Below are 22,640 nucleotides of genomic sequence, written 5' to 3' on the forward strand. Positions count from 1 at the left end.
AGCTTGACTGAAGCTTGAACATGCCCGGACGTCAGCAGTGTCTGGAGGGTGTTATGGCAATGCGCGCGGCTCGTGGTCTGTCGATCCTGATTCTTCTCATTTTCGCCTGGGCCAATGTCTTGACCTGGAGTGGTGTCGCGCAAGCAGCCGAAGCCCGGCGAATCGCGACGTCAGACAATTCCGACTATTTCGGCTTTGACCTCAGGTCCGACCAGAATGTCACGCTCGATCAGTGCAAGACGACATGTCTTGGCGATCCGGCCTGCCGCGCCTTCACCTACAACACCAAGGCCAAATGGTGTTTCCTCAAATCCGACTACAACCAGTTGAAGCCGTTCAACGGCGCCGTCGCCGGCAAGGTCGTCAAACTCGACGGCGATCCCGATATCGGCGCGCCGCCGGAACTCGCCTTCTTCCCCAACTGGATGGCCGACCAGGCCCAGCAATACCGCAACAAGCTGCTCGGCCCAGGGTATGACAAGCCGAAGGACGGTATGGCTGCGCTGACCAACGCTGCCGAGCAGGCAGTGCTCACCGGCGATCATCGTTCCGCAATGCTGAAATACGAAGCAGCGGTCTCGATCATGCCTGATGATGGTCAGCTTTGGCTCAACCTGGCGCGTGAAACGCTGGCCGTGCAGCCCGCCGCCAACACCTCCGAAGCCTCCACTTTGCCGGCAAACGGCACATCGGCGGCCTTCAACGCCTACAAGCTGCTGCGCACCACCAAGACGCGCGCCGAAGTGCTGGCGCAGCTCGGCAATGGCCTCGACAAGCGCGATCTCTACCGACCGGCCCTGCAGGCCTATGAAGCCAGCCTTGCGCTGGTACCTTCGCCGGCGGTCCAGGCCGACTATGCCGATCTCAAGGCGCGCAAGGGTTTCCGCGTCATCGACCACACCGTCGATGCCGACACCAGCGCACCGCGCATCTGCGCGCAATTCTCCGAGGATCTGGTCAAGACCGGCGTCGACTACGCGCAGTTCGTCACCGTCGACAACGCGCCGCCCAAGGGCGTCGAGGCCAAGGACAAGCAGATCTGCATCGAAGGGCTGGAGCATGGCCAGCACTACGACGTCACCTTCCGCGCCGGTCTGCCGGCCGCCATCGGCGAGGTGACCGCCGCCCCCGTGGTGCTGTCGATCTATGTGCAGGACCGGGCACCCTCGGCCCGCTTCACCGGCGACAGCTTCGTGCTGCCGGCCGGCGCGCGCCGCGGCATTCCCGTCGTCACCGTCAACATGAACGCCGCCGAAATGAAGCTCTACCGCATCGGCGACCGCTCGTTGGCTCAGCTTCTGTCCGGCTACCAGTTCCTGCACCAGCTGGACGGCTATGATATCTCCAACATTTCCGAGCAGATGGGCGAGCCCGTCTGGCAAGGCCAGCTCGACATCGCCAATGATCTGAACAAGGAGGTGACCACCTCCTTCCCCGTCGACGAGGCGCTGCCGCAGCGCAAGCCCGGCGTCTATGTGCTGACCGCCCAGGCCGTCAATGGCAAGAGCGACAGCTACAACTCGATGGCCACGCAATGGTTCGTCGTCTCCGACATCGGTCTGTCGACCTATACCGGCCAGGACGGGCTCAATGTCTTTGCCCGCTCGCTGGGCAGCGCCAAGCCTATCACAGGCGCCGAACTGACGCTTGTTGCCCGGAACAACGAGGTTCTCGGCACCGCGACCACGGATGCGGACGGCCACGCCGTCTTCAACCCCGGACTGACGCGTGGCGACGGCGGCATGGTGCCGGCGGTGCTGATGGCCAAGCAGGGCGACAATGATTTCGTCTTCCTCGACATGGGCCGGGCCGGCTTCGACCTGTCCGACCGCGGCGTCACCGGACGCCCGGCGCCCGGCGCGCTCGACGTCTATGCCTGGACCGAGCGTGGCATCTACCGCGCCGGCGAGGATGTCCATGTCGCGGCCCTTGCCCGCGATGGCGCCGCCAAGGCGGTCGAGAACCTGCCGCTGACCTTCATCTTCTCGCGCCCCGACGGCGTCGAGGACCGTCGCATCGTCAGTGACGGCGCGTCGGCCGGCGGCCATGCCGTCGACCTGCCGCTCGAGCCGAACGCCATGCGCGGCACCTGGTCGGTGTCGATCCATACCGATCCCAAGCAGCCGGCGGTGGCCAGCCAGATGTTCCTGGTCGAGGATTTCGTGCCGGATCGCATCGAATTCGACATGAAGTCCGACAAGCAGGAGATCGCGCGGGGCGAAACCGCCAACATCAACATTGACGGTCGCTTCCTCTATGGCGCGCCGGCAGCGGGGCTGGCGCTGGAAGGCGAGTTGACGCTGTCGACGTCCCGCGATTGGGACCGCTTCCAGGGCTTTTCCTTCGGCCTCGCCGACGAGCAGTCGGCGCAACCCACGGTCACGCCCCTCACCGATCTGCCGGTGGTTGGCGACGACGGCAAGGTCACCTTCCCGATCACCGTCGAACAGCTGCCGTCGACCACCAAGCTGGTCGACGCCAAGGTGACGGTACGCATGCGCGAAACCGGTGGCCGCGCCATCGAGCGCTCGCTCAACATCGGCATCCGCCCGCAAGGCCATATGATCGGCATCCGTCCGGATTTCGCCGACAATGAAGTGCCGCAGGGCGGCACGGCGAAGTTCAGCCTGATCGCCGTCGATCCCGACGGCAAGCGCGAAGCGCTGAAAGGCGCGCAGTGGACGCTGGTCAAGGTCGAACGCAATTACCAGTGGTACCGCTCCAACAATTCATGGAACTACGAGCCGGTCACCTTCACCAAGTCGATCGCCAACGGCCAGGTCGATCTGAGCGCCGATGGCGACGCAACGGTCTCCGTGCCGGTCGATTGGGGCCAGTACCGGCTCGAGGTCGAGACATCGGATCCCGAAGGCCCGGCAACCAGCTACGAGTTCGACGCCGGCTGGTACGTTTCCTCGATCACCACTGAAACACCTGACGGCCTCGAGATCGCCCTCGACAAGGATACCTATGCCGCCGGCGAAGTGGCCAAGCTCAAGGTCTCGCCGCATTTTGCCGGCGAACTTCTGATCAACATCGGCTCCGACAAGCTGTTGAAGACCGTCACCGCAACGGTGCCGGCCGGCGGCAGCACCGTCGATATCCCGGTAGGCAATGACTGGGGCGCCGGCGCCTACGTCACCGCAACCCTGTTCCGGCCGGGTGATGCGCAGGAGACGCGCATGCCGGCCCGCGCCATCGGCGTGAAATGGCTGAAGGTCGATCCGGGCTCGAAGAAGCTCGCCATCACCCTGACGCCGCCGGACAAGACCATGCCGCGCCAGCAGCTGTCGATCCCGATCGCGGTGGCCGGCATGCAGCCGGGCAGCAACGCCTATGTGATGGTCGCCGCCGTCGATGTCGGCATCCTCAACCTGACCAACTACAAGGCGCCGGATCCGGAGAACTGGTTCTTCGGCCAGCGCATGCTGGGCATGGAAATCCGCGACCTCTACGGCCGCCTGATCGACGGCTCGCTGGGCAACACCGGCAAGCTCAGGACCGGCGGCGATGGCGCCAACATGCAGACGCAAGGCAGCCCACCGACCGAAAAGCTGGTCGCCTTCTTCTCCGGTCCGGTCCAGCTCGATGCTGACGGCAAGGCGCGGATCGACTTCGACATTCCGCAGTTCAACGGCACCGTGCGCGTCATGGCTGTCGCCTGGACCAAGGAAGCGGTCGGCCATGCCCAGTCCGACGTCATCGTGCGCGATCCGGTGGTGATCACCGCCGGCCTGCCGCGCTTCCTGGCGCCTGGCGACGCCGCCGTCATGCGCCTCGATGTCGCCGACACCGATGGCCCGGCCGGCGACTATGCGCTGTCGATCGAAACGACGGGCGACCTGTCGACCGGCGACAAGCCCCTGCCCCAGAAGCTGACGCTCGCCCAGGGCAAGCGCCAGACCCTGACCGTGCCGCTGATCGCACAGACGGCGGGCAACGCCTCGCTCACCATCAAGCTCGCCCATGCCGATGGCACCAAGGTCGAGCAGACGCTCTATGTGCCGGTGCGCCCGGCGCAGTTGCCGGTCACCACCCGCCTGGTGGTCGACCTCAAGGGCAATGGCGGCGCGCTGCGCGTCGACAAGGAACTCTTGGCGGCAAGCCTGCTCGACGGCGCCTCCGTCAGCGTCGGCGTTTCGCAGGCGGCAGCCTTCGACGTGCCCTCGCTCTTGATGACGCTCGACCGCTACCCCTATGGTTGCGCCGAGCAGACCACCAGCCGCGCCATGCCGCTTCTCTACGTCAATGAAATGGCGTCAGGCATCGGCATGGCCAGCGACCCCGACATCCATGGCCGCATCCAGGACGCCATCTACAAGGTTCTGAGCTATCAGGCCTCTGCCGGCAGCTTCGGCCTGTGGGGTCCGGGCTCCGGCGACCTCTGGCTCGATGCCTATGTCACCGACTTCCTGACCAGGGCCCGCGAGCAGAAATACGACGTGCCGAGCCTGGCCATGAACCAGGCGCTGAGCAACCTGCAGAACTCGCTCGGCTACGACCAGAGCGTACAGGACCGTGGCAGCGAGATCGCCTACGCCCTCTACGTTCTGGCACGCAACAAGAAGGCCTCGATCGGTGATCTGCGCTACTATGCCGACACCCAGCTCGAAGCCTTCTCAAGCCCGATGGCGGTTGCCCAGCTGGCGGCCAGCCTCGCGCTCTACGGCGATACGCCGCGCGCGGAATCCACGTTCCAGACCGCCTTGCGATTGGCCAAGTCGACCACCGACTACGACTACTACCGCTCCGACTACGGCTCGCCCTTGCGTGATGGCGCGGCGATGCTGGCGCTGGCGGCGGAATCGAAGCCAGTGCCGACAGTCGTGCCGGAGTTGATCAAGCTGGTGACCAGGGAACGCGCCCAGGCCGACTGGACCAGCACCCAGGACGAATCCTGGATGCTGCTGGCGGCCCGCGCATTGAAGGAAGGCAATGATTCGATCACGCTGACTGTCAATGGCGCGCCGCATTCGGGCGGTTATTCCAACCAGCTCAACGGCAGTGACCTGGCCGACAGCCCGCTGACCATTGCCAACACCGGCAAGACACCGCTGCAGGCCGTCGTCACCACCGTGGCGTCGCCGATCCAGCCCTTGCCGGCGGGCGGCAACGGCTTCACCATCGAGCGCACCTACTACAAGCTCGATGGCACCGAGGCCAATGTGACAGAGGCAACCCAGAACGAACGCTATGTCGTCGTTCTCAAGGTCAACGAGCAGAACACCTGGCCTTCGCGCCTCTTGATCACCGACCTGTTGCCGGCCGGCTTCGAGATCGACAATCCTGGCCTGGTCTCCAGCGCCCAGTTGACGAACTTCTCCTGGCTCGCGCAGACCGACGCCGCCCATCTCGAATTCCGCGACGACCGTTTCGTCGCGGCGTTCAACCCGAGCGACGGCGACCACGACCACAATCTGACGCTCGCCTATGTCGTGCGCGCCGTGACGCCGGGCACCTACGCCCACCCGGCGGCAACGGTGGAGGACATGTACCGGCCGCAATATTCGGCCCGTACTGCTACCGGCATGATGGAGATCAAGGCGCCGTAAGGCGCCGATGATGGTGGCGATCATGGACATGGCGACAGCGCTGCCCCTCATCCGCCTGCCCGCACCTTCTCCCCGTATAGCGACGGGGAGAAGAGGACTGTCGCGATCGTCGGCACCTGTTCTGCTACGTCCAAAATTGGCGAAAGCCTCGGTGCAGGCCCATTTCTCCCCGTCTCTATACGGGGAGAAATGCCCGGCAGGGCAATGAGGGGCAGCGCCATGCTTTCAAGAAAGCTCCTTCGCCGCGCCGCCATCACCGCAGCATCCTGCGCCGGCGCCCTCGCCCTGTCCACAGCCGGCCTCTGGGAACTCGACCGCGCCTTCCCGCCGCCGTTGCCGGCCGAACTCACGGTCTCGACGGAAGTCCAGGACCGCGACGGCCAGCTGTTGCGCGCCTTCGCCACGCCGGACGGCTATTGGCGGCTCGAAACCCGCCTCGACCAGGTCGACAAGCAGTTTGTCGACATGCTGGTCACCTATGAGGACAAGCGCTTCTGGGATCATGAGGGCGTCGACGTGCTGGCGCTGGCCCGCGCCGCCGGCCAGTTCGCCACCAGCGGCCACATCGTTTCCGGCGGCTCGACCCTGTCGATGCAGCTCGCCCGGCTGATCGAGCCGCGCGAAAGCCGCAGCCTTGGCTCCAAGATCAAGCAGATGCTGCGCGCCATCCAGATCGAGCGCCGGCTGTCCAAGCGCGAAATCCTCGAACGCTATCTGACGCTGGCGCCCTATGGCGGCAATCTGGAAGGCGTGCGCGCCGCCTCGCTCGCCTATTTCGGCAAGGAACCGAAGCGGCTCACTGTTTCCGAAGCCGCCCTGCTCGTCGCCTTGCCGCAGCTGCCGGAAAGGCGCAGGCCCGACCGCAACCTGCAGATTGCCCACGCCGCGCGCGACCGGGTGCTGACCCGGATGGTCTCCTCCGGTCTGCTCGGCGAGCGCGAGGCCGCGCGCGCCGCCCTCGACGATGTGTCGGGTCTGCGCCGCACGCTGCCGGCACTCGCCGCGCACGCCGCCTATGCGATGCTGCCCAAGGCTGTTCCCGGCCAGCCCTTGCAGCTGACGATCCGCAAGAGCGTCCAGGAAGGGCTGGAACAGGTAGCCAGGGACGCCGCCACCAAGCTCGGGCCGCGTCTGTCCGTCGCCATGGTGCTCGCCGACGCCCGCACCGGCGACATCCTTGGCGAAGTCGGCTCCGCCAATTTCTTCGACGCCAGCCGCTCCGGCTGGATCGACATGACCAAGATCGTCCGCTCGCCCGGCTCGACGCTGAAGCCGTTCATCTACGGTCTCGCCTTCGAGCAGGGGCTGGTGGCGCAGGAAACGCTGATCGACGACAGCCCCGTCGATTTCTCCGGCTACCGGCCGAAGAATTTCGACATGGGCTACCAGGGCGACGTCAGCATTCGCCAGGCGCTGCAGCTGTCGCTCAACGTGCCGGCGATCCGCGTGCTCGACGCGGTCGGGCCAACGCGGCTGATGGCGCGGTTCCGCCAGGCGGGGGTGAATCCAATACTGCCGGTCAACGAAGCCCCGGGCCTGGCCATCGGCCTCGGCGGCGTTGGCGTGACATTGCGCGATCTCGTCCAGCTTTACACAGGGCTAGCCAATGGCGGCAAGACGCACACGCTGCACGACGGCACCGAGCCGGCCAGCGCCGAGCGCACCACCGCCACCATCCTCGACAATCAGGCCAACTGGCAGATCATCGACATCCTGTCGGGCGTCAAGCCGCCCGAGGGCGCCTTGCAGCGCGGCATCGCCTACAAGACCGGCACCTCTTACGGCTACCGTGACGCCTGGTCGGTCGGCTTCGACGGCCGCTACGTGCTGGGCGTCTGGGTCGGCCGCCCCGACGCCGGCGCGGTGCCCGGCCTGTCAGGTTATGTCTCGGCCGCTCCCATTCTGTTCGAGGGCTTTGTCCGATCCGGCCTGGCCACAGTGCCCTTGCCGGGCAAGCCGCCCGGCGTCCTCAGCCCCAAACGCGAGGACCTGCCGATGACGCTCGCCCGCTTTGGGACCGGTTCGGACGGGCTGGTGCAGGCGACGCCGACCGAACCCGCGCCAACCATCATCTTTCCACCGGACGGCGCCCGCGTCGATCTTGGCACCAACTCAGCCGATGCCTCGCCACTGGTGCTGAAGCTGCAAGGCGGCCGTGCGCCGTTCCGCTGGCTGGCCAACGGCAAGCCGCTCACCGGCATCGATCGCCGCCGTACCGCGACGTGGCAACCGGACGGTACCGGCTACTCGACGCTGACCGTGATCGACGCCGCTGGACGTGCGGCCAGCGTGAAAGTGTTTGTCGAGTGAAAGCGTTCCTTGAATAGAACGCGCCAGGCGATTCAGCGCATTGGCTTTTGCGCACTTGTGGTCGCGGCTCTCGCTCTGCCGGCACATGCCGACGCGCTGCCCGCCGGCTTTGTCCGGCTCGCCGATGTCGACCCCTCGATCCGCCAGGACATCCGCTACGCCGGATCGGACAATTTCCTCCATCGCAAAGCCAATGGCTATGACGCACCGGTCTGCATCCTCACCGAGCAGGCGGCCAGGGCACTCGGTCGTGTCCAGAAGGCAATCGCCGCCAAAGGCCTGGCGCTGGTCGTGTTCGATTGCTACCGCCCTGCCCGTGCCGTCGCCGACATGGGCGAATGGACGCGAGAGGGCGGACCACCCGATCCGCAATGGTATCCGTGGATCAAGCGCGGCGACCTCATCGCCAAGGGCTATGTCGGTCAACTGTCCAGCCATTCTCGCGGCTCGACGGTCGATGTCGCCATCGCGCGAACCGACAGGACATCCGCGCCGAAACTGGCCTGCGGTGCCGTAGATGCCGGCACGCTCGATTTCGGCACCGGCTTCGACTGCTTCGACCCGATGAGCGAAACTGTCCACCACCCGCTCAGCAACGAAGCGGCGGCAAACCGCGAAATGCTTGTCGATGCCATGCGCGCGGGCGGCTTCAAGAACTATGCCCGCGAATGGTGGCACTTCACGCTGGAACACGAGCCCTTCGCCAAGCAGCGTTTCGACTTTCCCGTCGCCGCCGAGTGAGGCCGAGACAGCCGCCAGCCGGCGATTTGCTGTATGGCGAACCCAGCACACCAGCAAGTTGTTGTATAATTACAACATAAATTATCAGTCGCTAATAATTATCCCGAGATCGAGCAGACTCAATTTGCAATTTTCTTCCGCAGGGATACCCATGGCCGCGGGAGGGGCTTCCTATGGGCTATACGTCGGATTTTGACGTCGCGTTCGCGCGCGGCGTGGTTCAACTGCGTCCAAAGCGTCGCCGGTTGCTCCTTCTGGGCACGGCACTCGGCTCGACGCTGATGGCATTCTCCGCCTCTCCGTCCTTCGCCGCGAACTGTACGCAGCCGGCTTCACCCTCTCCGATCACGGTCAACGGCGCGGCGACGCCGATCTCCTGCATCAACCCCGTTGCACGCGCGGCAGCCGTGGCCGGCGACAACGCCATCGGCATTGTGACGACCGGCAACGGCAACACCGTCGACATCACCAACAGCGGACTGCTGACGACAAATTCGACCTCCCTCATTCCGGGCCCATCCTATTCGCAGTCGACCGGCGCGCGCGGCATCTATGCCGGCACCAACGGCATCGGCGCTGACATCACCATCAACAACGCCGGCACCATCAACTCGTACAGCGACGGCATCAAGGCGACCGACTCCGCCACGAGCGGCACCATTTTCAGCAGCGACACGCACATCACCATCACCAATTCGGGCAACCTGACCGCCGGTCCCAATGCCGAGGGCATATTCGCCCGTGCCAGTTCCGGCGCCAACAATATCGTGACCATCGACAACAGTGGCAGCATCCAGACCGGCTACAGCACTTCGACCTCAGGCACCTCGACAGGCATCGTCGGCAATGTCGGTGGCGACAATGGGCTTGTCGACATCACCAACAACGGCGCCATCACCACTTCAGGCCTGAGTGCTGCCGGCATTAGCGCGGTCGCCAGCTACTACAATGGCTCGAACAGCAGCATCGTCATCGACAACAAGGCCGGCGGCACGATCAACACCGCCCACGGGGCCTATGGCATCTTTGCCCAGGCAGGCAGCATCGGCCCGGCCAATCCTGACAATGGCGGCACGATCGAAATCACCAACGCCGCCACCATTAATTCCGGCTATATCGGCATCGGCGCCTTCACTTACGGCACGGGCGGCAACATCATCATAACCAACAAGGCCGCGATCACGTCCGGCAACGGCGGCAACAACGGTTCCGACGGCATCAAGGCCGTGGCAAATGACAGCGACTCCACGCTCAGCGTCACCAACAGCGGCGCCATCGACACCTCCGCCGGCGGCGCGAATTCGATCGGCATCGAAGCCATCAACGGCTCCCTGTTCAACGGCTCCAACCTGCATATCTCGGTGACCAACAGCGGCAACATCACCACTGGTGCCGATTCGGAAGGCATCTTCGCCCGCTCGGCCGGCGCCAATGGCATGGTGACGGTCGACAATAGCGGCAACATCCAGACAGGGCCTAGTGCGTCGCTGAGCGGCGGTTCGTCCGCCATCTTCGCCGACGTCGACGGCGACAACAGCCAGATCAACGTCACCAACAGCGGCACGATCAGCACCAGCGGTGCCAGCGCTGCCGGCATCTCGGCGATCGCCAACTACTATAATGGCAACAATGGCAGCATCGTCATCGACAACAAGGCAGGCGGCACCATCACCACGACAGGCGCCGACGCCTATGGCATCTTTGCCCAGGCCGGCAGCATTGCGCCGAGCAACAACATTCCCAATCCGAACAATGGCGGCACCATCAACCTCACCAACGCCGCAACCATCCATGCCGGATACATGGGCATCGGCACCTTCACCTATGGCAGCGGCGGCGACATCACCATCATCAATTCGGGCAACATCGCCTCGGGAAGCGGTGGCTATGATGGGTCCGATGGCATCAAGGCGGTGGCCAACGGCGGTGACGCGACCATCAGCATCACCAACAGCGGCGCCATCGACACCACGGCGGGTGGCGCCTATTCCGTCGGCATCGAAGCCATCAACACTCCGTGTCTGTGCATCGGTTCCAACACGCACATCTTGATCACCAACACGGCCAACATCACCACCGGAGCCGATTCCGCTGGCATCCTCGCTCGCTCGCTCGGCGATGGCGCCGTGGTGACGATCGACAACAGCGGCAGCATCCAGACCGGACCCAGCACTTCGGGGGGCGGCAATTCGTTTGGCATCTTCGCCACTGTCGCCGGCGACAACAGCCAGATCAACATCGCCAACAACGGTTCTATCAGCACGATCGGCGACGGCGCTATCGGCGTTGGAGCCGCCAATTACCACGCTGGTTCCGACAGCAGCATCGTCATCGACAACAAGGCGGGCGGCTCTATCACCACCACCGGCAGCTATGCGTCCGGCATCTTTGCCATCAGCATCGGCCGGGCCGGTGGGGGCAGCATCGAGATCACCAATGCTGCCACGATCAACTCGGCCAACATAGGCATCGGCGCCGTCAACTATGGCAGCGGCGGCAACATCACCATCACCAACACGGCCGCCATCACCACCGGCTCCGGCGGATACGGGTCGAACGGCATCAAGGCGCTGGCCTTTGGCGGCGACTCGACCATCAGCATCACCAACAGCGGTGCCATCGACACCACGGCTGGCAGTGCCTATTCCGCCGGCATCCAGGCCTCCAACGCATCGCCGTCCACGGGCTCCAACCCGCACATCTCGATCACCAATACGGCGGCCATAACCACCGGCGCCGATTCCGACGGCATCTCCGCCTACTCGGTCGGCAGCGGCGGCATGGTGACGATCGACAACAGTGGCGCCATCAAAACCGGTGCCAGCACTACGACCTTCGGCTACTCGTCCGGTATCTTCGTCGCTGCAGACGGCGACAACAGCCAGATCAGCGTCACCAACAGCGGCACGATCAGCACGGTCGGCACCGGCGCGGCCGGCATTTGGGCGACCGCCAATTACTATGGCGGCTCCAAAGGCAGCATCGTCATCGACAACAAGGCGGGCGGCTCAATCACCACCACCAAGGATGCCTACGGCATTCTTGCGAAGGCGGGCAGCATTGGTTCCAATAGCCCCGGCAATGGGGGCACCATCGAGATCACCAATGCCGCCACGATCAGTTCAGGCTATGTCGGCATAGGCACCTTCGCCTATGGCAGCGGCGGTGACATCGCCATCACCAATAAGGCCGCCATCACCTCCGGCACCAGCGGACACGATGGGTCCAGTGGCATCCTGGCCATGGCCAATGGCAGCGACTCGACCATCAGCGTCACCAACAGCGGCGCCATCGACACCACGGCCGGCGGTGCCAATTCCATCGGCATCGAGGCCGTCGGCGGAACTTGTCAGTGTGCGGGTCCCAACCCGCAGGTCTCGGTCACCAACACGGCTGCGATAACCACTGGCGCCGATGCAGTCGGCATCCTCGCCCGCTCGACCGGCACCGGCGGCATGGTGACCGTCGACAACAGCGGCGCCATCCAGACCGGTGCCAGCGCTTCGAGTTTCGGCGGCTCATCCGGCATCTTCGCCGACGCCGATGGCGACAACAGCCAGGTCAATGTCACCAACAACGGTGCCATCCACACGGTCGGCGCCAACGCGGCCGGCATTTGGGCGATCGCCAACTACTATGCAGGCTCCAACGGCAGCGTCGTCGTCAACAACAAGGCCGGCGGCACGATCACCACCACCAGCAGCGATGCATTCGGCATCTTTGCCCAGGCCGGCAGCCCGGGCGGCGCCCCCGCCAACCCCAACGACGGCGGCACGGTCGATGTCACCAATGCCGCCGCGATCAACTCGGGCGGCAAGGGCATTGGCGCCTATACAAATGGCGCCGACGGCATCATCACCGTCACCAACAGCGGCGCGATCGTCTCGACCGCAGGCGACGGCGTCTACGCCAAGTCGAACGGCGACGACAGCAGGGTCACCATCACCAACACTGCCTCTGTAAGCTCCCTGAACGGCGATGCGGCAATCTCGGCATTCACGGCCGGAGCCAACAGCCGCATCACGGTCACGACCAACGGCAACAGCACCGGTGTCGGCGGCTTTGGCGTGATTGCGAAGGCAAGCGGAGCGTCGAGCACCGTCGTCATCAACGGAGGATCCAGCATCCATGGCGCTCTTGGCGGCATCCAAGCCGATTCGACGGCGGGATCGACGATCAACATCGATCCTTCCGGTTCCGTCGGCGCCGGGAACAACCTCGCCATCAAGTCTTTCGCAGGAACAGCCACCATCAACAATGACGGCGTGATCATTGGCCGGGTCGAATTGAGCGACGCCGGCAATGTCATGAACATCAAGGGCAACGGTGTCTTCAGGGCATTTACCGACAGCAAGTTCGGCGCCGGGGCCGATGTGCTCAACAACGGCGGCACCCTCTACGCGTCGAGCAGCTTCTTTGGTGCGTCACCAGGCACCGTCAGCTTCATCGGTCTCGAGACCTTCGTCAACGGCAGCCTGGGCTCCGGAGCCGGCCTGACGACGATGATCGATGGCGTGGCCGGCGACAGGCTGACAACGAGCGGCAACTTTACCGGTCAGGGCAATTCGAAGCTCGGCGTCGATGTCGATTTTTCGTCCAGCAAGGCGGATACGCTGACAATCGGCGGCAATGCCTCCGGTCATACCGATCTGGTCGTGAACGCCATCGGTGCCGGCCTGCCCGCGGTCTTCATCCCCGTGGTCACGGTGACCGGAACAACCGCCGAGAGCGATTTCGGTCTGGCCGGGCCACTCAACGCCGGCCTCTTCACCTATGGCCTGTTCCTGCAGGGCAACACGCACGGCCTGCGTTCCATCGGCCTCAACGATGCGGGTTTCGAACTGCCTGCCGGCGTCACCGGCGCACAGGATGTGTGGCTGGACACGACCGGCTTCTGGCAGGATCGCATGGCGGATCTGCGCACGCAGGAAAGCGGCGTCCACAATGCGGATATGCCCGATTCCAAACTCGCAGCGCGCATGGGAGGCCTCTGGGCACGGGCGTCCGGCGATTGGTCGAGCCGCGACAGCACCATAAGCTACACAGATCCGGTCTCGCTGCACACAGAGACGCTCAACCTCGATCGCAAGCAGCACACAGGCGCGTTCCTCGGCGGCATCGACATGGGGCTCGAAGGTGTTGCCGGCGGCGATATGCTGTTCGGCGTCATGGGCGGCTATGTCACCTCCACGCTCGACTTCAAGGCGACGAATAACAGCTGGAACTACAAGGGCGGCACGGTCGGCGCCTATGCCACCTACCTGAACGGCGGCTTCTATCTCGATGGCCTCGTCAAGGCGGACTTCCTCAACGTCGACATCAACGACGTCGGCGGCAAGGCGAGCACCAACGCCACCAACATCGGCGCGCGCCTCGACGCCGGCTACCGCGTCGCCATGGGCTGGGGCTTCATCGAGCCGCAGGCTAGCCTGGAATGGGTCCACACGAACATGGACTCGGTCTCGTTGTTCGGCGGCGACGTCGACTTCCAGAACGGCAGCAGCGGCCGCGCCAAGATTGGCGTGCGCATCGGCACCGACATGCAGATGAACGGCATGACCGTCAGCCCCGACCTGACGCTGAGCGTCTGGAACCACTTCGGCAGCAGCAATGCCGTCAACATCAACTTCCCGGGCAGCGCCTTCTCCGCAACCGACAGCGCCGGCAACGGCACATTCGGCGAGGTTGGCGTCGGCGTGAATGTGGCGAGCTCCAGCAACTGGTCCGGCGTGGTCCGCGGCAGCGTCCGCTTCGGCAGCAATTACAGCGCCGGTTCCATCGGCGCGTCACTCCGTTACGGCTGGTAGTCCTGCGGATTGCATCTGAACTTCTTGCGCCGGCCCTCGTGGCCGGCGTAGTCATGACCAATGTATGTCGCCCAAAAGTGGTCCCCGGTTTTTGGGACAACGACACGCATAAAAACAGGGACCTAAAGCGCGCGTCGCCTGATTCCGTTCAAAGGCGACGCGCTTTTTAGGTCGACCCATGGAGCGAGCGTGAGCACATCCAAGGCCACCGACGAGGCCACGGCGAAACCGGCGGAAGCCGCGCCTGCCAGCCCGGCCGAACAGCAGACCAACGTCTCGCTGTCGCGCGGCTTCATCAACTGGATGCAGACGGCGCAGTGCTCGCTGGCCTTCACCTCCTACCAGACCGGACAGTTGTTCCTGGTCGGCCTCACCGGCGACAGGAAGGCGTCGATCCACCAGACCAGTTTCACCAGGGCGATGGGCGTGACCGTGGCCGGGCAGCGCATCATCCTTGCCTCCGACACCGCGGTGTGGCGGCTGGAAAATATCCTCGGTCCCGATCAGGTCGCCAACACCATCTACGACCGCATGTATATGCCGCGCGCCGCCTCCTACACCGGCGACCTCGACATCCATGAGGTGGCCGTGCGCGAAGACGGGCAGATCGTGTTCATCAACACCAAGTTCTCTTGCCTGGCGACGCTGAGCCCGACGCATTCCTTCCGGCCGCTGTGGAAGCCGTCCTTCATCAGCAAGCTGGTGCCGGAGGATCGCTGCCATCTCAACGGTCTGGCCATGCAGAACGGACGGGCGCGCTATGTCAGCGCGATCAGCCGGTCGGACTCGGTCGGCGGCTGGCGCGACCGCCGCTGGGAAGGCGGCATGATCATCGACATCACCGAGGACAAGGTGGTGGTCGACGATCTGTCGATGCCGCATTCGCCGCGTGTCCATGACGGCGCGCTCTGGGTGCTCGATTCCGGCCGCGGCTTCCTGGTCCGCATCGATCCCGGCACGAACGAAAAGCAGAACATCGCCTTCTGCCCCGGCTTCCTGCGTGGCCTGAGCTTTCATGGCCGCTTTGCCATCGTCACCACGTCGCTGCCGCGCGATGGCCTGTTCAACGACCTGCCGCTGCAGGCCAATCTGCGGACGCGCGACGCCGAGCCGCGCTGCGCGCTCTACATCATCGACCTGCATACAGGCGGCATAGCCGAGTGGATCGAGTTGAAGGGACACATCACCGAGCTGTTCGACATCGCCGTCATTCCAGGCTGTCGCTGCCCCTCGTCGGTGCCGCTCAACAGTCCGAACATGGCTTCGCTGATCACCATCGACAGCGAAGGCTGAGCGGACCGCCCCTCGCCGGCGAGGTCCTTGTCCCGGCCGGCCCCAAAGCTAGATGACACGTCAGCCAGGCCTGGAGCACGCTCAGTGCAGCCATGAGGAAGAAATTTCTCCACATGGCGAAAGATCGTCAAACATTTTCTTCAGAGGGGCAAAAAAGGCAACATTGAATGCATCTAATTTCTATCAATTCGGTAGATTTGGCGCGGGTTCAACGGAGGCAGAAATGACCAAACCTCATTTCAGGAAACTGCTCGGCGCACTGGTCGCCACATCTGTCCAGTTCGGCACGCTCGGTTTCGCGTTCGCCGATACCACCATTCTCAACGTGTCCTACGATCCGACACGCGAGCTCTACAAGGCCTATGACGAAGCCTTCGCGGCACATTGGAAGGCCGACACGGGCGAGACAGTCACCATCCAGCAGTCGCATGGCGGATCGGGCGCCCAGGCCCGTGCCGTGATCGACGGCCTCGACGCCGATGTGGTGACGCTGGCGCTCGAAGGCGACATCAACGCCATCGTCTCGAAATCGAAGAAGATCAATCCCGACTGGCGCACCAAATTCGAAAACAATTCAGCGCCTTACACGTCGACCATCATCTTCCTGGTCCGCAAGGGCAATCCCAAGGGCATTCACGATTGGAACGACCTCGTCAAGGACGGCACCCAGGTGATCACGCCTAACCCCAAGACATCAGGCGGCGCACGCTGGAATTATCTTGCGGCCTGGGCCTACGCCAACGCCAATGATGGCGGCGACGAGGCCAAGACCAAGGAATTCGTCGGCAAGCTCTACGCCAATGCCCCCGTGCTCGACACCGGCGCGCGCGGCTCGACCGTGACCTTCGCGCAAAAGGGCATCGGCGATGTGCTGATCGCCTGGGAAAACGATGCCTATCTGGCGCTCGACGAATTCGGCGCCGACAATTTCGAGGTCGTCTATCCCCCGACATCGATCCTGGCCGAGCCGCCGGTGGCGATTGTCGACGCCAACGTCGATGCCAAGGGCACACGCAAGGTCGCCGAAGCCTATCTGGGCTGGCTCTATTCCAAGGAAGGGCAGACGATCATCGCCAAGAACCATTATCGTCCGGCCAAACCCGAACTCGTGCCGCCGGAAGATCTCGCCAAGACACCTGAAATCAAGCTGATCTCCATCGACGATCCGCTTTTCGGCGGCTGGAAGAAGGCACAGCCTTATCATTTCGGCGACGGTGGTATATTCGACCAGATCTACAAGCCGGCCCAGTGAGCTAGATCAGGACGATATGACCACAGCACCCGCGCAGGCGGGGTGGCGGTTCAGGCAGCCGAGCGTCATTCCGGGTTTCGGATTGACGCTCGGCTTCTCGCTTGCCTACCTCACCCTCATCATCCTCATACCGCTGTCCGGGCTGATCTGGCGCTCGGCCGCCCTTGGCTGGCCTGAATTCTGGGCAATCGCCACTGACCGCCGCACCCTCAACGCGCTGGAAATCAGCTTCGGCACCGCCTTCATCGCGGCTGCCGTCAACGTTGTCTTCGGCACGCTGGTCGCCTGGGTACTGGTTCGCTACCGCTTTCCCGGCCGCCGCATCGTCGATGCCATGGTCGACCTGCCCTTCGCACTGCCGACGGCGGTGGCCGGCATCGCGCTGACCACTCTCTACGCTCCGAACGGCTGGATCGGCAAATTGCTGATGCCGCTCGGCATCAAGGTCGCCTATACGCCGCTCGGCATCGTCATCGCGCTGATCTTCATCGGCCTGCCCTTCGTCGTGCGCACCGTGCAGCCGATCATGGAGGAGATCGACAAGGAGGTGGAGGAAGCAGCCGCCACACTCGGTGCAAACCGCTTCCAGATCATCACCCGCATCCTGTTTCCGGGCCTGGCGCCGGCCATCGTCACAGGCTTTTCGCTGGCCTTCGCGCGCGGCGTCGGCGAATACGGCTCGGTCATCTTCATCGCCGGCAACCTGCCCTATAAATCCGAGATCGCGCCGCTGCTGATCGTCATCCGGCTGGAGGAATACAATTATCCGGCGGCGACCGCGATCGCGGCGATCATGCTCGCTTTGTCGTTCGTCATGCTGCTGGTGGTCAATCTGGTGCAGACATGGAGCCGCAAGCGCTATGGCTGACCCCGAGATCAAGTCCTACGAACCGCACCACGAGAGCCAGTCAGCCGCGGTGACAGAAAGCCGCCCGGCGCGCATGGCGCTGATGAGCGTTGCCTTCGCCTTCCTCGGCATCTTCCTGCTGCTGCCGCTGATCATCGTCTTCCACGAAGCGCTGGCGAAAGGCGTCGGTGCCTATACGCAATCGCTGAGCGATCCCGACACGCGCTCGGCGATCCGGCTGACTCTGCTGGTGGCAGTGATCTCGGTGCCGCTCAACATCGTCTTCGGCATTTCCGCCGCCTGGGCAATCGCCAAGTTCGAGTTCAAGGGCAAGGCCTTCCTGACCACGCTGATCGATCTGCCCTTCTCGGTCTCGCCGGTCATATCAGGCTTGGTCTACGTGCTTCTGTTCGGCGCCCAGGGGTTGCTCGGCGGCTGGCTGAAGGCGCACGGCATCGTCATCCTGTTTGCCGTGCCGGGCATCGTACTGGCCACAGTCTTCGTCACCTTCCCCTTCGTCGCGCGCGAACTGATCCCGCTGATGCAGGAACAGGGCAATGGCGACGAAGAGGCATCCCTGTCCCTCGGCGCCAATGGCTGGCAGACCTTCTGGTACGTGACCTTGCCCAACGTCAAATGGGGGCTGCTCTATGGCGTGCTTCTGTGCAATGCGCGCGCCATGGGCGAATTCGGCGCGGTTTCGGTGGTATCGGGCCACATTCGCGGTCTGACCAACACCATGCCGCTGCATGTCGAAATCCTCTATAATGAGTACAACGCCGTCGGCGCCTTTGCCGTCGCTTCATTGCTTGCGGGCCTGGCGCTCGTCACGCTGGTCTTGAAAACACTTCTCGAGATGCGCTACGGCGCCGAGATCGCCGCCACGCGCGGGCACTAGAAGGTTCTGTCGATGGAAGTTCGCGTTGCCAACGTGCGCAAGGAGTTTGACCGGTTTCCGGCGCTTCACGACGTGTCGCTCGACATCAAGTCGGGCGAACTGATCGCCTTGCTCGGGCCATCCGGTTCCGGCAAGACGACGCTGCTCAGGCTGATTGCCGGGCTGGAACGGCCGACGCGGGGGAAAATCTTCTTCGGCGACGAGGACGCCTCGCACAGGTCGATCCAGCAGCGCAATGTCGGCTTCGTCTTTCAGCACTATGCGCTGTTCCGGCACATGACGGTCGCCGACAATATCGGCTTCGGCCTCAAGGTCCGGCACGGGCCGTCGCGCCCGCCGGCGCAGGAGATCCGCCGCCGCGCTTCGGAGCTGCTCGATCTCGTCCAGCTTTCGGGGCTCGAGAAGCGCTATCCGGCACAGCTCTCCGGCGGCCAGCGCCAGCGCGTGGCGCTGGCGCGCGCCATGGCGATCGAACCCAAGGTGTTGTTGCTTGACGAGCCGTTCGGCGCACTCGACGCACAGGTGCGCAGGGAATTGCGCCGCTGGCTGCGCGAAATCCATGACGCCACCGGTCATACCACCGTCTTCGTCACCCACGACCAAGAGGAAGCGCTGGAGCTTGCCGACCGCGTCGTGGTGATGAGCCAGGGCCGCATCGAGCAGGTCGGCACCGCCGACGACATCTACGACACGCCGAACTCGCCCTTCGTCTACGGCTTCATCGGCGAATCGAGCTCGCTTCCCGTCAAGGTCGAGAATGGCGAGATCTGGCTCGCCGACCGTCCGATCGGACTTGCCGCGCCAAACGAGCCCTCGGGCGATGCAACGCTGTTCTTTCGCCCGCACGACGTCGAATTGCTGGACGGCTGCAGCGGCTGCATCGCCGGCACGGTCGCCGCCAGCCGCCGCGTCGCCGGCACGCGCCGGGTGGAGCTTGAGATCGGCGGCGATCGCCAGCGGGTCGAGATCGAGCTGCCGGTCGGCCATCCCGCGGCGCAGAAAAGCCGGGTGGCGTTCCGCCCCGGTCGCTGGAAGCTGTTTCCGGCCGCCTCGCTATGAGGCACCATGAATTTGGCGCACCATGCTGAGCGACATCGACTACCCTTTCAACGCGCCTTTTAACGACAGCACCAAGGTCATCGGATTTTTCGGGGAAGCCGCAAAGCCGTAGCGCACATGGAAAGCTTTCGCTTCATCCGATATGGCATGAACAAAAATGCCGCGAATCCCCAGGATCGTCGCCGCGTGACCGGCACGCAGAACGGCGTCTTGCAACAGCGCTGCGCCCAGTCCCTTCCCTTGCCAACCTGCGTCTACGGCGAGACGCCCGAGCACAACCATTGGAATGGGATCTGGCATGTTGCGGCGAATGGCACCGGGTGCTTCCGCGAGATCAAGCCCGCCCGAAGAGAGACAGTAGTAGCCGACGACACGAGCGCCTTCAGCCACCACATAAGTGCGCGACGCGCCACTGACCTGGTTGGCCCGCGCCCTGAGGTGAAGCCATTGGTCGAGGCTTTCCGTCCCGCTTTGGAAAAATTCGACATCGTGATTTTCGGCCAGAGGCGTGGGCGCCGATAGCATCAGCCCTGCCATGGCTTGGGCACGTTCATGAGGCGTGCAAAACCTTCACCGCTCGGCGGTCCATCAAGGATGTCGAGATAGTGCCGGTAACTCTCAGGATCCACCTTGATCAGAGCTTGGTCGAGCAGCGTATCCTCGGCCGCACGGTAGGCAGCATCGATCATAAAGTCGGAACGGGTTTTCCCACGTATTTTCGCGGCGCGGTCAATCAGCATGCGCACATCCTCTCGGATGCGCAGATTTACAGGCTTGGCGTGGGTCTCAGGTCTGGTCTTTGTCATGGAGGACTCCTTTCCGTATCATAGCATTCCGCATACACAATGTGTATCTATTTTATCATCTTGCCAGTGAGGTGACTGGAAGGGTCGGCTTCCGAAGGCCCTCAAAAGAGACTCTCCTTGAAAGAAAATCCTACGGGCCATCCATTTCAGCAATGGTTTTTCTAGCAACGGGCGCTCAGCCTTGAACCCATACCTCGCCGCACACCCTGCCCCACGGCTATGGTCCAACCATAAACGCATTGCATCGGAGCCCTATTTTCATGAAGCGATTTTTCCTCGGTGTAGCCACCGTCGCCGGCCTGTTCCTCGCATCTTCCCAAGCCTGGTCGGCCGACAAACTGCTCAACGCGTCCTACGATGTCGGCCGCGAACTGTTCGTGCAGGTCAACAAGGCCTTCATCGCAGGGCATCCCGGTGTGACCGTCGACCAGTCGCATGCCGGCACCTCGGCGCAGGCTCGCGCCATCGCCGAGGGCCTTGGCGCCGATGTCGTCACCTTCAACCAGGTCACCGACATCGACTTCCTGGTCAAGAAGGGCCTCGTCTCGGCCGATTGGCAGAAGGATTTCCCCGACAACGCTTCGCCGTTCTATTCGCTGCCGTCCTTCCTGGTGCGCGCCGGCAACCCCAAGCACATCAAGGACTGGAACGATCTGGTGCGCGACGACGTACAGGTGATCTTCCCCAACCCGAAAACCTCGGGCAATGCGCGCTACACCTATCTGGCAGCCACCGCCTACGCCAAGGAAGCCTTCAAGGGCGACGATGCAAAGGTAAAGGAATTCGTCACCAAGCTGTTCAACAACGTGCCGATCTTCGATACCGGCGGCCGCGCCGCGACCACCACCTTCGTGCAGCGCGAGATCGGCGACGTGCTGATCACCTTCGAGTCCGAGACGCGCGGCATCCGCAAGGAATATGGCAACGACAAGTTCGAGCAGGTCACGCCCTCGGTCAGCCTGCTGGCCGAATTCCCGGTGGCGATCGTCGACAAGGTGGCCGACGAACATGGCAGCCGCGATCTGGCCAAGACCTATCTCGACTTCCTTTACACGCCGCAGGGCCAGGACATCCTCGCCCAGAACGGCAACCGGGTCCGCGACGCCGCCGTCGCCGCCAAATACAAGGCCGACTTTCCCGATGTCCGCCTGCTGACGGTGGAAGACGTCTTCGGCGGCTGGGACAAGGTGCAGAAAGAGCATTTCGCCGCCGGCGGCCTGCTCGACCAGACCTATGGCAGCCGCTGACGAAAGCAACATCCGAAGTGACCGAGAAAGCCGGCGCTTTGCCGGCTTTTTCGTTTCGTGCGCCGGCAACCCGGTTTTCAGCGACCAAAGCATGATCCCGAAAAATGGAACCCGGTTTTCTCGGACAACCGGAAACCGTTTGTCCAGACATCATGCTCAAGCCAAGAGATCGAGGCCCATCCCGAGTCTATCGGGATGGAACAGGCTTTATCGGCGTCATCCGTGCAAAACGTTACAAAGAATCAACGCGTTTGTGCCTAACGTGCCATCCGGCGGCTTGTTTTCGCGAAACATCATCGCTTGATCAAACCGTCATTATTTGCACACAAACAGTCGCCAGATGCGGGTGGTTGGGGCTTTTATGGGTTGATCTGGGCATGCTGACAAAAAAAGGCAAATACGGCCTCAAGGCCCTGGTGCATCTGTCCGGCCTGCCGGTTGGCCAGTTGGCCTTCGTCAACGACATCGCGGTTGCCAACAACATCCCGAAGAAATTCCTCGATGCCATCCTGGGCGAACTGCGCAATGCCGGCTTCGTCCAGAGCCGCAAGGGCAAGGAAGGCGGCTATCGCCTCGCCCGCCCGGCCTCCGAAATCAAGATCGGCCATGTCGTGCGCGTGCTTGACGGACCGCTGGCGCCGATCCCCTGCGCCAGCCGCACGCAGTATCAGCGCTGCGAGGACTGCGACGAGGCGACCTGCCAGGTCCGGCACATGATGCTGGAGGTGCGGCAGGCGATCGCCGAAGTGCTCGACAATCGCAGCCTTGCCGCCATGCGCGATGCCGACAATGACGATTTTCCGGTCGAGCTGACGTCGCAGATTTAGC

General features: G+C 63.5%; 13 protein-coding genes. 11 read left to right on the plus strand and 2 right to left on the minus strand.

The window, feature by feature from the left end; all coding sequences use genetic code 11:
* Positions 1–53: 53 nt before the first annotated feature.
* The 9 genes from BPNPMPFG_RS08985 to BPNPMPFG_RS09025 all read left to right on the plus strand — a co-directional run bounded on the left by BPNPMPFG_RS08985 (position 54) and on the right by BPNPMPFG_RS09025 (position 19,759).
* Positions 54–5,552, plus strand: a complete 5,499-nt coding sequence (locus BPNPMPFG_RS08985; protein WP_258594800.1) for an alpha-2-macroglobulin family protein — start codon at positions 54–56, stop codon at positions 5,550–5,552.
* A gap of 219 nt (positions 5,553–5,771) precedes the next feature.
* Entirely contained in the window at positions 5,772–7,862 is a 2,091-nt protein-coding gene (gene pbpC / locus BPNPMPFG_RS08990) for a penicillin-binding protein 1C (RefSeq protein ID WP_258594802.1), read from the plus strand.
* A 9-nt stretch (positions 7,863–7,871) separates the two neighbouring features.
* Complete coding sequence (locus BPNPMPFG_RS08995; RefSeq protein ID WP_258594803.1) at positions 7,872–8,603, plus strand: M15 family metallopeptidase; 732 nt, start codon at positions 7,872–7,874, stop codon at positions 8,601–8,603.
* A gap of 173 nt (positions 8,604–8,776) precedes the next feature.
* A complete protein-coding gene (locus BPNPMPFG_RS42845; protein ID WP_263013310.1) occupies positions 8,777–14,410 on the plus strand; it encodes an autotransporter outer membrane beta-barrel domain-containing protein in 5,634 nt (1,877 codons plus the stop codon).
* 189 nt (positions 14,411–14,599) lie between these two features.
* Entirely contained in the window at positions 14,600–15,703 is a 1,104-nt protein-coding gene (locus BPNPMPFG_RS09005) for a TIGR03032 family protein (RefSeq protein ID WP_258594805.1), read from the plus strand.
* 223 nt (positions 15,704–15,926) lie between these two features.
* A complete protein-coding gene (locus tag BPNPMPFG_RS09010) occupies positions 15,927–16,955 on the plus strand; it encodes a sulfate ABC transporter substrate-binding protein (RefSeq protein ID WP_258594806.1) in 1,029 nt (342 codons plus the stop codon).
* Between the two features lie 16 nt (positions 16,956–16,971).
* Positions 16,972–17,823, plus strand: coding sequence for a sulfate ABC transporter permease subunit CysT (gene cysT / locus BPNPMPFG_RS09015; protein WP_258594808.1), 852 nt, complete (start codon positions 16,972–16,974; stop codon positions 17,821–17,823).
* Positions 17,816–18,700, plus strand: coding sequence for a sulfate ABC transporter permease subunit CysW (cysW, locus tag BPNPMPFG_RS09020; RefSeq protein ID WP_258594809.1), 885 nt, complete (start codon positions 17,816–17,818; stop codon positions 18,698–18,700). Before cysT ends, cysW begins: the two co-directional genes overlap by 8 nt.
* 12 nt (positions 18,701–18,712) lie before the next feature.
* Positions 18,713–19,759, plus strand: a complete 1,047-nt coding sequence (locus tag BPNPMPFG_RS09025; RefSeq protein ID WP_258594810.1) for a sulfate/molybdate ABC transporter ATP-binding protein — start codon at positions 18,713–18,715, stop codon at positions 19,757–19,759.
* Between the two features lie 39 nt (positions 19,760–19,798).
* Here BPNPMPFG_RS09025 and BPNPMPFG_RS09030 read toward each other — a convergent pair whose 3' ends face one another.
* Positions 19,799–20,284 carry a GNAT family N-acetyltransferase gene (locus BPNPMPFG_RS09030; RefSeq protein ID WP_258596679.1) on the minus strand — a complete coding sequence of 162 codons (486 nt, stop codon included), beginning with the start codon at positions 20,282–20,284 and terminating at the stop codon, positions 19,799–19,801.
* Positions 20,284–20,565, minus strand: a complete 282-nt coding sequence (locus BPNPMPFG_RS09035; RefSeq protein WP_258594812.1) for a type II toxin-antitoxin system TacA family antitoxin — start codon at positions 20,563–20,565, stop codon at positions 20,284–20,286. The genes BPNPMPFG_RS09030 and BPNPMPFG_RS09035 overlap by 1 nt, the downstream gene beginning before the upstream one ends.
* Positions 20,566–20,825: 260 nt before the next feature.
* Here BPNPMPFG_RS09035 and BPNPMPFG_RS09040 point away from each other — a divergent pair, with 260 nt between their 5' ends.
* Entirely contained in the window at positions 20,826–21,812 is a 987-nt protein-coding gene (locus tag BPNPMPFG_RS09040) for a sulfate ABC transporter substrate-binding protein (RefSeq protein ID WP_258594813.1), read from the plus strand.
* 377 nt (positions 21,813–22,189) lie between these two features.
* The gene (locus BPNPMPFG_RS09045) at positions 22,190–22,639 is read left to right on the plus strand and encodes an RrF2 family transcriptional regulator (RefSeq protein WP_006202816.1); all 450 of its coding nucleotides are present in this window, start codon (positions 22,190–22,192) and stop codon (positions 22,637–22,639) included.
* Position 22,640: the final 1 nt, after the last annotated feature.

It is taken from the genome of Mesorhizobium sp. AR07 (assembly GCF_024746815.1).
Taxonomy (GTDB): Bacteria; Pseudomonadota; Alphaproteobacteria; order Rhizobiales; family Rhizobiaceae; genus Mesorhizobium.